The following is a 12,901-nucleotide window of genomic DNA, read 5'->3' on the forward strand; positions in this document are numbered from 1 at the left end:
AATATAATAAAAATTTCTTGTTGAGTCAATAAAAAAAATCTAAAAATTATAAAAAAACTCTGAAGAAATGTTATTAAATCTATATTGTTAATTTTTATTAATTATTTCGTTTGTTAGATCTTGACAAATTTAACAAATTAATTTATAATTTATAACAAAACTTAACAAAGGAGGCTGAAATGTTTGAGAGAAAGAAAACAATAATCGGAATGGTTCACCTTCCTCCACTGCCAGGTACACCACTGTATGATGATTCTCTTGGAATTGATTATATTTATTCACGCATAGAGGCTGATGTTATAAATCTTCAAGAAGGTGGTATAGATTCTATTATGTTCTGCAATGAAAATGATCGTCCATATAAACTTGATGCAAATTATGCTACCGTTGCTACGATGGGCTATGTGATAGGAAAGGTATCTCATCTTGTAAAAGTACCTTTTGGTATTGATGTACTTTGGGATCCGTTTGCAGCAATCTCTCTTGCAAAGGCAACGAAGGCGAGTTTTATAAGGGAGATTCTAACAGGTGTATATGTATCTGATATGGGATTTTGGAACACAAATGTGGGAGAAGTTTATCGATACAAAAAGCTTCTTGATGCAAAAGATGTAAAAGTATTTTTTAACATTTCTGCGGAATTTGCCTATTCTCTTGATAGAAGGCCATTAGATGAGATTGCAAAAAGTGTTGCGTTTTCTTCTCTTGCTGATGTTATCCTTGTTTCTGGTCCAATGACGGGTAAACCACCAACAAAAGAGACACTTGAAAAAGTTAAAGAAAGCGTTGATATTCCTGTTTTTGTAAATACTGGGGTAAATGAAAACAATGTTGAAGAGCTTCTAAGTGTTGCAGATGGTGCAATTGTTGGAACAGCTCTTAAAAAAGACGGTTTTACTTTTAACCCAATTGATGTGGATAGAGTAAAGAGATTAATGGAGAAAGTAAATAAACTGCGATGAGAGACTTAGCTCTGGGTATTGATATAGGCACAACATCTGTTAAGGCAATAGTTGTTGATAGCGTCGGCAGAATTTATTTTGAGAAATCAATAGAACAGAATCTTATAAGTATTGCTCCAAATTTTGCTGAAATGGATGCAAACCTATTTTTTGAAAATACGCTTGAAGTTCTCAAAGATGTTGCAAAAGATGGGCTTGATAAGAGAATTGCTTCGATTGGTATTACAGGAATGGTGCCGACGCTTATTGCTTTGGATGAAAATTTAAACCCTTTAAGATATTCAATTCAGCAAAACGATGCAAGAGCTGTTGAAGAGATAGAATACTTCAAAAAGATAATAGATGAGAATTGGTATTTTGAAAGGACTGCTAATACCATCAATCAGCAACTTATTTTTCCAAAATGGCTCTGGCTTAAAAAACATGAAGCTGATGTTGTTTCTAAGACGAAATACATAATGGGTTCTTACGATTTTGTTTCAACTAAACTAACAAACATGCCCCATGTTGAGGAAAACTGGGCTCTCGAAAGTGGTCTTTTCAATATTAGAAAAATGGATTTTGATGACGAAATTTTGTCTATTGCATCAATTGATAGAAGTATGCTCCCAAAGATTGTAAAACCAAATGAGTTTATAGGTTTTTTAACGGAAGAAGTTGAGAGACTTACAGGATTTAATAGTGGTGTGCCCATTATAGGAGGCTCTGCAGATCATATAGCTTCAACGCTTGCATTAGGTCTTGTGGAAGAAGGAGATCTACTTTTGAAGTTTGGTGGTGCAGGAGATATAATGTTTGTTTCTGATTCGCTAAGGATGGATAAAAGACTATTTCTTGATTTTCATGATATTGAGGGTAAATTTGTAATTAACGGTTGCATGGCTTCAAGTGGATCACTTATAAAGTGGTTTATGAATATTATAAGAGAAACAAGCTTTGATGAAATCACAGAAGAAGCATTCAAAAGCAATATTGGTGCAAATGGCATCATTACCCTTCCATATTTTCTAGGTGAGAAAACACCTATTTTCGATACAAAGGCAAGAGGAGTCATATTTGGACTTCAACTGTTTCACAATAGGGGTGATATCTTTAGATCAATCTTGGAAAGTATTGTCTATGGTTTTCTACACCATATAGATGTTTTAAATGAGATGGGGTTAACAATTAAAAGAGTTTTTATTTCTGATGGTGGTGCAAAAAACCCGCTTATTAGGAGAATAACAGCAGATGCTGTTGGACTTCCAATTAAATATATTAAAACAAACCCTGGTTCATCGTTGGGTGTTGCATTACTTTCTCTATTGAGTGCAAAACTTTTAAGAGACGAAAAAGAAATTGAAAATTTCCTTACAGATTACGAAATTATTGAGCCAGATCTATCGAATACCCAAAAATACAGGGAGTATTTTAGTCTTTACAAGGATCTTTATAAGTCATTAAGGCCTCTCTTCGAGAGACTTTATGAAATACAAAAAACAAAGGAGGTTTAGATGGAGAAGAAACAGAAGTTATTTGTAAGAAACGCAACGGGGCTTGTAAGAGAGCTTACTCCCTTTGATGCGTTTAACCTTGTTTTTGCTGCAATTTTAATTCCTGTTGGAATTTCTCAGGCTCTTCAATTCGGTGCAGCATCTTTTCCAGGCGCAAATATAGCTCTTGCTTTCGTGCTTGGTTCTATTCTTCTTATGGGATTTGGTTGGGTCTATATCTTCTTCACACTAATTATGCCTCGTTCAGGAGGAGATTATGTGTGGGTGAGTAGAACTATTCACCCGCTTGTTGGATTTGTTGTAAATGTGACTTTGACTTTTGTATTTGTTAACTGGGTTGCATTTAACTTTACAACTATGATGACTTTCTTTATGCCTGCTTTTGGATATGTTGCAAATCTTCCAAAATCGTTTATTGATTGGTTTGCAATACCCGGAAATCAATTTTTAGTTGCAACACTTCTTACCATAGCGTTTACTCTAATAATGCTTAAAGGTACCAAGTTTGCTGCAAAGTTTATGAGGATACTTTTTGTAATTGTGTGGATTGGTGTTGGCTTATGGTATATTGGTCTTCTTGCAACCACAAAAGAAGCATTCCAGGCAAGTTTTGCATCAATTACTGGGACTCAACCTCAAGAGATCGTTAATATAGCAAAGAGTGTAGGATATGTCCCACCTGCTGGAATCAATTGGGGAATGACAATACTTGCGATGTTATGGGCATTCCAAAACCTTACAGGATTTGAGTGGACTGGATACTTTGCAGGAGAAATTAAAAATGTAAGAAGAACTGTTATTGTATCTGTATTAGGAGCTCTTATCATAGGTGGTTTACTTTACGCATTAGGTTCCCTTTTTGTATATAAAGCAATGGGATTTGACTTCTTCTCATCACTTTCTTATGTTGGAATGAATGCTTCTGACAAGTTACCTCAAAATATTGTTTTCATACTCCCTGCACTCACAAAATTCTTTAGCTTACCTCAGTTTATAAAGGTTTATATTGCGCTTGCATTCCTTTTGAGTATTGTTTGGTGGACTCCTGCAGGATTTTTACTTGGCACAAGAAACCTTTTTGCATGGGCATTTGATAGATTGGCTCCTGATTGGGTTGCAGATGTTGATCCTAATCTACACACTCCAGTTAAAGCAACAATAATTATGGGACTCTATGTAGAGCTTTTAAACTGGCTTAACATATATGGTGGGTTAGGTGGATATCTTATCAATATAATTGCAGTTATGGCTCTTTGTTTTGTTATAGTTGGGATTGCGGCAATAATTTTCCCATATAAGAAAAAGGATCTATTTGAAAATGCCCCTGATCTTGCTAAGAGGAAATTAGGAAACATTCCTTATATGGTTATTGCTGGTATTGTTACAGTTATTACTTGGGGCACCGTTTTTGTAGCTGCTTTCCTTGTTCCACAATTTGGTTTGAAAGTTGAAGCGCTTGCTATGATAGAAGCATTTTCTGTGCCAGTGATAGCGATTATTTGGTATTTAATTGCAGTCGCTGTAAGAAAGTCACAAGGAATAGATATTACTCAGGTATTTACGGAAATACCACCAGAATAGAGTTCAGTTAGAATTGGGTGTTATTTATGAAATTGACTGAAAATCTTGTAAATCTTGCGCGTGAGCTTATAGACAAGGCTAATGCGGAGGGGACGACCCTCCGCCTCCTTGGTGGAATTGCAGTTTATTTGAATTCACCAAATGGTAGTAAAATTGAAAGCTTAAAAAGAGAATATAAAGATCTTGATTTTGTAGTAAACAGAAAAGGGGTTAAAGGTTTAAATAAAGTATTTAATGATTATGGCCTAATCGAAGATAAACAGTTTAATGCTTTACATGGAGCAACAAGACTTTTATATTACAAGGAAAATGAGTTCCAAATTGATGTATTCATCGGAATTTTTGAGCAGTGTCATAAGATTGATCTTGAACCTCGGTTGGATTTGCTTCCCTATACCATTAGTCTTGGTGATATCTTTTTAACTAAAATTCAAATTCATAAGATGAATGAGAAGGATATAAAGGATATTTTAATGTTATTGATTGATCATGATTTTGGATTATTCTCAAAGGCTGAAAAACCTGAAATTGAATATATATTAAGTATTACCTCTAATGATTGGGGTTGGTACACAACAACAAGAGATAATCTTCTACTATTAAGAGAATTTGAAAAGAGTTATCTTAGAGATGAAAATTTGGATAGAGTTGATAAGATTATTGATTATCTTATTGAGGCAATGGACAATGCACCAAAATCTCTTGCATGGAAGATGCGAAATATTATTGGAAGAAAAATGCCCTGGTATGACGAACCAGAAGAAGTTAGATTAGAATAGGAGGAAAAGTAATGATAAAAATCTTTTTTACAACTGATATACACGGTTCCGAGAGGTGTTTTAGGAAATTCGTGAATGCAGGCAAATTTTATAATGCAAATATTCTTATTTTAGGTGGCGACATCACCGGCAAAGGATTTGTCCCAATAGTAAGATTAAAAAATGGTTATTATGAAGCAAATTATCAAGGAAACGAAGAGATAGTTTCAAAAGATGAACTTCCCAAGCTTGAGGAAGAAATAAGATTTAATGGACTTTATCCATATGTTACTACAGAAGAGGAGCTTGAAGTTATAGAAAAAAGTCCAGAAAAAAGAAGGGAAATTTTTAAATTTGTAATTAAACATACTCTCGAAGAATGGATGGTGCTTGCAACTGAAAGGCTGAGGCCTCTTGGAATTAAAATTTTCGTATCTCCTGGAAATGATGATGATCCAGTTGTTGATGATGCACTTTTTGTTTCAAAGTATGTAATTAATCCTGATATGAAGGTTATAGAAATATATGATAATGTTGAGATGCTTTCTTATGGGTATTCAAATCCCACACCTTGGAATTCCCCTAGAGAGAAAACTGAAGAAGAGATTTACAATGATTTGAAATCTCTTGCAGGGCAAATGGATTATAATAAGTTTACAATTTTTAATATACATGTGCCACCTTTTAATACTCCTCTTGATATAGCTCCAAAACTTGATAAAACTCTTAAACCTGTTGTTGAAGGTGGTTCGGTTGCAACAGAAAATGTTGGAAGTAAGAGTGTAAGAAGAATTATCGAAGAATTTCAACCTGATTTAGGTTTACACGGACATGTCCATGAATCTCCCGGAAGTGTAAAGATTGGAAAAACCCTTTCTTTAAATCCCGGCAGTGAATACTCTGATGGAATTTTGAGAGGTGTTTTAATTAATCTTGACGAGAAAAAGAAGAAGTTCACTTTCCAATTTACGATGGGATAAAATGGATGAACTTAATTTCACAATTGATATTGCAAAAAAGGCAGGCAAAATAATAGAAAAAAATTTTAAGAGTGATTTTTCGGTGAGGCATAAAGGTCTTACCGATCTTGTCACAAGTATTGATTTAACTGTTGATGAATTTATAAGGAATACCATTAAAAAGTATTTTCCGCTATACGGTATTCTTTCAGAAGAAGGTGGGCTTCAGAAAGGTAGTTCAGAAAAAGTTTTTGTATTTGATCCTCTTGATGGCACGACTAACTTTGTTAAGGGTTATCCTAATGTATGCGTTTCAATTGCCCTTCTAAGAGAAGGGGAAGTTTCGATCGGTGTAATTTATAATCCGATTTCTGATGAGCTTTTTTATGCATCACGCGGAAATGGGGCGTTCAAAAATTTGAAGCAAATCTCAGTATCTACAACCAGTGATTTGTCATCTTCATTACTTGCAACAGGTTTTCCATATGATTTTACTGAATATTCAAATTTCCCACAGTTTGAAGCACTCTTTAGAAAGAGTCTCTCCGTAAGAGTTGATGGCTCTGCCGCTCTCGATCTTGCGCGTGTTGCAGAAGGTGTAATTGATGGATATTGGGAAAGGGGTTTGAACATATGGGATATTGCTGCTGGCTCGCTTGTGGTAGAGGAAGCACATGGGGTTGTATCTGATTTTTTGAGCGGATCAGATTATCTTAAAAAGGGTGAAATCGTTGCTGCAAACGAATTACTCCATAAAAGAATTCTCGAGGTGCTTCATGATATATGAAGAAAGAGCAAAGATAATTCTTGAAAAACTTGAAGAAAAAGGAAGTGTTCAAATTAACGATCTTGCAAAATTACTTAATGTTTCTGAAATGACTATAAGAAGGGATCTTTCTCGCCTTGAACATGAAGGTCTTTTAAGAAGAGTATATGGTGGTGCAGTAAGCACTCGGGGTAGAAGTTTTGAACCACCATTTATTGTAAGGGAAACAAAAAACAAAAAAGAGAAGGAACTAATTGGTCGCATTGCTGCAACTCTTGTTTCAGATGGTGATTCAATTGCACTTGATGTAGGTACAACAACAATTGAAGTTGCAAAGCATCTTTCTAACCGTCATAATCTTACCATTATTACGCCAAATCTTCACATTGTTAATTTACTTGCAAACAAAAGAGAAATAAGATTAATTTTACCGGGTGGTATTCTTAGAAGCGGAGAGCTTTCACTTACAGGAGAAATTGCAGCAAGAAACCTTGAGCAGTTTTTTGTTGATAAATTGTTCCTTGGAATTGGAGCTATTGATAAAGATGCAGGACTCACTGAGTATAACCTTGATGATGCACTTATCAAGAAAGCACTTATTAAAAATGCTAAAGAAGTCATTGTTGTTGCAGATTCAAGTAAATTTGATAAGGTTGCATTTTCATTTGTTGCAAGTTTTAGTAATATTCATTATCTTGTTTCAAATGAAAGTCCAAAAGGATCGCTTTTAGAGAAATTGAAACAAAACAATGTAAAAATATTAACTAAGGAGGTTTGAAATGTTGCTTAAGGATAAAATAATTGCCATTACAGGTGGAGGTTCAGGTATAGGAAGAGCGTGTGCAATTGCTTACGCAAAGGAAGGAGCAAAGGTCTTTGTACTTGATTTCAATTTTGACCTTGCCAAAAAAGTTTCTTATGAGATAAATAATTTCGGTGGCATTGCTTTTCCTTTGAAAGTAGATGTAACAAATAGAGATGAAGTAAAAAATGCTGTTAATGAAATCTATGAGCAGTTTAAACGAATTGATGTGTGGCACAATAATGCTGGGGTTTCAACAATGAATAAATTTCTTGACCTAACAGATAAAGATTGGGATTTCAATATGGATGTTAATGCAAAAGGAGTTTTTATATGTTCTCAGGAAGTTTTGAAAAAGATGGTCAACCAAGATATCATAGGCGAAGTTAGAGGCAAAATTATTAACACTGCAAGCATGGCAGGAAAAAGAGGAAATGCTCCATTTCTTGCCCATTACGTAGCAAGCAAATTTGCCGTTGTTGGTTTGACTCAAGCACTTGCAGGAGAGTTTGCACCCTATAAAATCCTTGTTAATTCAATTTGCCCTGGATATGTAAAAACGAGCATGCAAGAAAGAGAAGTAAGCTGGGAATCAAAGTTAAGGGGAATATCTGAGGAAGAAGTGCGAGAGCTTTATATTAAGGATACGCCACTTGGGAGATTACAAACAGCTGAGGATGTGGCAGGAGTTGCAGTATTTCTCGCATCTGACCTTTCAAATTTTGTTACTGGCGAAGCAATTAATGTTAATGGTGGTTCATTTATGGATTAAATATGAAAGAAAATTATCTTGAGCTAAGAAACATTAAAAAAACCTACGGAAGTGTAATAGCAGTGAATGACTTCTCACTTTCCGTAAATGAAGGTGAATTAGTTTCTCTTTTGGGACCTTCTGGGTGTGGAAAAACAACTCTTTTAAGAAGTATCGCTGGCTTTGAGAAAGTTGATTCAGGTGAGATTCTTGTAGATGGTAAAGTTATAAATGATATTCCTCCAGAGAAAAGAGATGTTGCAATAGTTTTTCAATCTTATGCTCTATTCCCGCATATGACTGTTTTTGATAATGTGGCATTCTCTTTGATGATAAAGGGCGTTCCTAAGAAAGAACAGGAAGAGAATGTAATGCCTCTACTTGAGATGCTTAGAATATCCAACCTAAAAGATAGATTTCCACGTCAGTTATCTGGAGGTCAGCAGCAAAGAGTTGCGCTTGCAAGAGCTCTTGCTAAAAAACCAAAAATATTGCTATTAGATGAGCCACTTTCTGCACTTGACGCGAAGGTTAGAGAAGAGGTAAGAGTTGAAATAAGAAGAGTTCAAAAAGAATTAAGTATCACTTCGATTTATGTAACCCATGATCAATCCGAAGCGCTTTCTATATCTGATAGGATTGTGGTAATGAACGCAGGAGTTATTCAGCAGGTAGGTACACCTGTCGAAATTTATCGTAATCCTAAAAACTTATTTGTTGCAAATTTTGTTGGTGTTGCAAATATCTTTCATGGTAAGGCTTCAAGAAATAAATTTGAGTGGCATGGTGTGGAATTTATTATAGACAACCCAGAAATGTTTGGAGAATTTGCTTTGGCGGTAAGACCAGAAATGATGAAAATTTCCAAAATTCCCCAAGGCAAAAACTCTTTCAAAGCAATTGTAGATGTTACAACTTTTCTTGGTTCTTTTGCAAGAATAACCCTTAAGGCATTTTCTGAAATGATTCATGTTGATGTATCAATTGAAGAAGCTTCTAAATATAACAAAGGTGACGAAGTCTATGTTTCATTTGCAGAGAACTCTGCATTACTTATTGAAAAATGATTAGATTTGGCTTTTCTTATAGCGATAACTTGAAAACTTATGATTTAGAAAGACTCTATATTGAAGGTTTAAGAGTCTTAGAGTTAAGCTCACAAACACCTAAGGATTTTATTAAAAGCGCAAGGTTTCTTCAATTTGAATTTACTTTTCATGTGAATTTTTTGAGAGGAATGAACCCTTCATATCCAATTGAAGATATAAGAAGGAGCATTGTTTCAGAAATGATTAAGGAGATAGAGTATGCGAAGGATCTAGGTGCATACAATATTACGGTTCATGGTGGATACATCTCTTGGTTTGATTTCATTGACGAGAATCTCGCTGAATATAAAGCCTATGATGAAATTGCTCAAAAAGAACGTATGCTACATTTGAAGGCACTTAAGGAATCTTTAGAAGAGATAATAGATCGGTTTTCGAATGTAAAAATATCAGTTGAAAATCTTTACTTTCCTTTTGAGCTTCTGAATAACCCATACGAATTGAAGGATTTCGTTTATCAGTTTAATAAACTCTATATAACACTTGATTTTGGTCATGCAAAAATTTCTAAATATAGGATTTTTGATTATGTTAATTTAGTTTCTGATCGTATTGCAAAGCTACATTTACATACGAATGATGGAAAATATGACCTTCATAGACCTATTGAGAGCGACCTTATTGATAATGATTTTTCAGATTCTCTCATTAAGTTAAACAGTTTAGATAAAGAAATTATTGGAATTATTGAATTGCATAGGGATTACAGCGCTATTTCGAAAAGTTTTAAAAATATTAAAAATCTTTTAGAAGGAGGTGTAGTATGAAGAAACTACTAGCATTTTTAGTAGTTGCAGTGCTTTTGAGTTTGTTGTTAACCGGTTGTAAAACTTCAACCACAACGACAACTCAAACAGGTAAGAGTGTTATGGAAGAGCTTGCTAATGCGGCAAAGGGTGAAGGCGGAGTTATTAACTCCTATGGTATGCCAGATGTTTGGGCTAATTATGGCGAAATCTTTGGAGAATTTGAGAAACTCTATGGAATAAAGCACCAGGATATAGATATGGGCTCATCGGTTGTTTATTCGAGAATGAAAGAGGAAAATGCTTCCAAAAATGACATTGCTGACCTGAAGCCATCTTATGCAATGAAGCTTGCAAATGAAGGTTATACAAGTGACTATAAGGTTAGTGTGTGGGATAAAATTCCTGAAGGGCAAAAAGGAGTTGCTTCAAATGGTTCAGTATGGCAAGCTGCATACAAAGGGACACTTGGTTTCATAGTTAATACAAACATTGTTAAAAAGGTTCCTCATACCTGGGCTGAACTCAACGATCCGCAGTACAAAGGGCTTGTAAGCTATCTTGATCCAAGAGCTACAGGCACTGGTGTTAATACTGTTGAGGCAATATCTTATGCAATGTCAGGAGATCCATATAATTATAAAGCGGGGATAGATTTTTTAGTTAAGCTTCATAAGAATGGAATTATCGCTTCGGTTGATCCAAAGGTTGATGTAAGCAAGTTCCAAAGAGGAGAAGTTGCTATACTTATTAACTTTGATTACAATCTTCTTCTTTGGAGGGATACGCTTGGAGTACCTGCAGAAGTTGTAATTCCAACAGATGGTACCATTGCAGTTGGTGGCGGCGTAATAATGGCAAAAAATGCTCCACATCCCAACACTGCAAAACTGTTCCTTGAATTTTTGTTTTCAGAAAAAGGACAACAACTCTTTGCAAAGGCGTATGTAACTCCAATTAGACCAGATGTGCAGATACCACCTGAGATTGCTTCAAAATTCCCACCCAAGGAGGAGTATTCTAAAGTTGCATTTATTGATTACACAAAGGATGGAGAAATATCACAAGCTTTACAAAATGCTTGGGCACAAGCTGTTGGAGCAAAATAGACTTATTATAGTCGGGGAGGACACTATTCCTCCCCGCAAAAAGGGTGATTCAAAGTGAAAAACATAAGAAGGGATTTTCTTTTAATTTTACCATTCTTTGTATTTTTAGGCTTTTTTGAAATATATCCAATTTTAAATCTTTTTGTCAAATCTTTTTTTAGCGATAAAGGATCTTTCACTCTACAGTATTACAGGAATATATTTTTATTAGACCAATATAGATTAGCCATTAGAAACAGTTTACTATTTTCTACTTCTGCAAGCCTTTTCGGAGGTATTTTAGGAACGTTTGTAGGATATTTTATCTCTCATTTAAAGAGATCTACTAAGAATTTTCTATTGTCTCTTTACTCCCTTCCTCTTACACTATCTGGTCTGGTTGTTGCATTTGCATTTATAGTTTTACTTGGACGGAATGGTGTTCTTAATCAAATAATAAGACTTCTTTTTCATTTGCCTAAAGATTACTATATAGACATCTATTCATGGCCTGGAATAGTTTTTGTATATGGTTTTTTTCAAATACCTTTAATGACACTTACAATGGCAGCAGTTTTTGAGAATCTCGATAAGAGTATTGTTGAGGCCTCCAAAAATTTGGGTGCTACAACTTTTCAAACTTGGAGATATGTTATTATTCCTTCGCTTGCGCCTGGTTTTGTGTCCGGTTTAAGTATACAATTTGCAGGAATGCTTGGTGCTTTTGGTACTGTTCTTGCACTTGTTGGCGGAGAAAAGAATCTCCTATCGATTCAGATTTATTTCCAAACTTCTGAATCAACCTATAATCTACCGCAGTCAGCTGCTCTTTCTGTGGCTTTGATTTTAATTATATCCGTTGTCCTTTCGATACTCAATTTAGTTGAGAGAAAACTTAAACCGGGAGGATAATAAATGAAAAAGAAAATTTTAGAAAATTTAGTAATAATTCTTCTTGTTTTGTATATTGTTGTTCCAATATCAATGCCAATAATATTTTCATTTTCTAAGTTTTGGCAGGGAATATTACCACAAGGTTTTACGCTTGAGTGGTATGCACAGATTATTAAGAGGCAGAAAAACTATTCGGCCTTAATGGTTTCTCTTTTTGTTGCCACGTCTGCAACTCTTATTTCTCTTACTATTTCATTGCCGGCTGCTTATGTTGTTAATAGGCTCAAAGGACGCTTTGGAGAAGCGCTTAAGAATTTTATAAATATACTTCCTATGATATTTCCTCCTGTTATTGTTGGTTCAGCTTTAATTCTTGCTTTTTCAAAGCCCCCTTTAGCCTTTAATGGTTCACTTTTTATGGTGATTGTTGCTCATACTCTTTTAGGATTTCCATATATGTTCAGAAATACTTTAGCTTCATTTAGGACAATCGACGAGATAACACTTTCAGAAGCAGCGCAGAGTCTTGGTGCGTCTCTTGTTGAAAGGTTTAGATATGTTATTATTCCAAATGTTATTCATGGCATAACAGTTGGTGCGTTGCTTGTTTTTGCAATTTCAATAGGAGAGTTTGAAGTAACAAGCATGGTTGCTGGTTTTACAGGACAGACACTACCTTTGCAACTTTTCCAGCAGATAAGAAATGATATGAGGGTTGCATCAGCAATCTCGGCTTTCCTTATATACATTTCTTTACTTTCCTTCATAGGCATTACTTATATCACAAGCAAAACACGAAAAGATTGAACACGAAACTTAGAAATTAATTTTAAAGTAGGTATTATAAAGTTTTTTGTAATAATTCTTTTCATAAAAATTTTTTTTATTTTCATTTTTGTTATAAAATTTGTCAATTGGGCAAAACCCAAATTTTGAAAGGAGGTAGAGTATGAAGAAACTGATTGCAATCCTTGCAATCGTAGTAATGATTG

At 34.7% G+C, this 12,901-nt stretch carries 13 protein-coding genes; all 13 read left to right on the plus strand.

What is annotated here, in order from left to right:
* Positions 1–179 precede the first annotated feature (179 nt).
* From ACP5SP_RS03450 to ACP5SP_RS03510, 13 genes are read left to right on the plus strand one after another with little or no spacing between them, the layout of a single operon-like run.
* On the plus strand, positions 180–962 hold the full coding sequence (locus ACP5SP_RS03450; protein WP_428076044.1) for a BtpA/SgcQ family protein: 783 nt from the start codon (positions 180–182) through the stop codon (positions 960–962).
* Positions 959–2,455 carry an FGGY-family carbohydrate kinase gene (locus ACP5SP_RS03455; protein WP_428076045.1) on the plus strand — a complete coding sequence of 499 codons (1,497 nt, stop codon included), beginning with the start codon at positions 959–961 and terminating at the stop codon, positions 2,453–2,455. The genes ACP5SP_RS03450 and ACP5SP_RS03455 overlap by 4 nt, the downstream gene beginning before the upstream one ends.
* Complete coding sequence (locus ACP5SP_RS03460) at positions 2,456–4,036, plus strand: APC family permease (protein ID WP_416085408.1); 1,581 nt, start codon at positions 2,456–2,458, stop codon at positions 4,034–4,036.
* 26 nt (positions 4,037–4,062) lie between these two features.
* Positions 4,063–4,815, plus strand: a complete 753-nt coding sequence (locus tag ACP5SP_RS03465; protein WP_428066970.1) for a hypothetical protein — start codon at positions 4,063–4,065, stop codon at positions 4,813–4,815.
* Between the two features lie 11 nt (positions 4,816–4,826).
* On the plus strand, positions 4,827–5,774 hold the full coding sequence (locus ACP5SP_RS03470) for a metallophosphoesterase family protein (RefSeq protein WP_428076046.1): 948 nt from the start codon (positions 4,827–4,829) through the stop codon (positions 5,772–5,774).
* Position 5,775: 1 nt separating this feature from the next.
* Positions 5,776–6,540, plus strand: coding sequence for an inositol monophosphatase family protein (locus ACP5SP_RS03475; protein WP_416085411.1), 765 nt, complete (start codon positions 5,776–5,778; stop codon positions 6,538–6,540).
* Positions 6,530–7,297, plus strand: a complete 768-nt coding sequence (locus ACP5SP_RS03480) for a DeoR/GlpR family DNA-binding transcription regulator (RefSeq protein WP_416085412.1) — start codon at positions 6,530–6,532, stop codon at positions 7,295–7,297. The genes ACP5SP_RS03475 and ACP5SP_RS03480 overlap by 11 nt, the downstream gene beginning before the upstream one ends.
* 1 nt (position 7,298) lies before the next feature.
* Positions 7,299–8,093 carry an SDR family NAD(P)-dependent oxidoreductase gene (locus ACP5SP_RS03485; RefSeq protein ID WP_416085413.1) on the plus strand — a complete coding sequence of 265 codons (795 nt, stop codon included), beginning with the start codon at positions 7,299–7,301 and terminating at the stop codon, positions 8,091–8,093.
* A gap of 2 nt (positions 8,094–8,095) precedes the next feature.
* On the plus strand, positions 8,096–9,139 hold the full coding sequence (locus ACP5SP_RS03490) for an ABC transporter ATP-binding protein (protein WP_424586755.1): 1,044 nt from the start codon (positions 8,096–8,098) through the stop codon (positions 9,137–9,139).
* Complete coding sequence (locus ACP5SP_RS03495; RefSeq protein WP_424586754.1) at positions 9,136–9,948, plus strand: sugar phosphate isomerase/epimerase family protein; 813 nt, start codon at positions 9,136–9,138, stop codon at positions 9,946–9,948. The genes ACP5SP_RS03490 and ACP5SP_RS03495 overlap by 4 nt, the downstream gene beginning before the upstream one ends.
* Positions 9,945–11,036, plus strand: coding sequence for an ABC transporter substrate-binding protein (locus tag ACP5SP_RS03500; protein WP_416085416.1), 1,092 nt, complete (start codon positions 9,945–9,947; stop codon positions 11,034–11,036). The genes ACP5SP_RS03495 and ACP5SP_RS03500 overlap by 4 nt, the downstream gene beginning before the upstream one ends.
* A 54-nt stretch (positions 11,037–11,090) precedes the next feature.
* Positions 11,091–11,927: an ABC transporter permease gene (locus tag ACP5SP_RS03505; protein WP_416085417.1), complete on the plus strand. Its 837-nt coding sequence runs from the start codon at positions 11,091–11,093 to the stop codon at positions 11,925–11,927.
* 3 nt (positions 11,928–11,930) lie between these two features.
* Positions 11,931–12,716, plus strand: coding sequence for an ABC transporter permease (locus ACP5SP_RS03510; protein ID WP_416085418.1), 786 nt, complete (start codon positions 11,931–11,933; stop codon positions 12,714–12,716).
* Positions 12,717–12,901 lie beyond the last annotated feature (185 nt).

The sequence above is a fragment of the Caldisericum sp. genome, from assembly GCF_049967455.1.
Classification (GTDB): Bacteria; Caldisericota; Caldisericia; order Caldisericales; family Caldisericaceae; genus Caldisericum; species Caldisericum exile_A.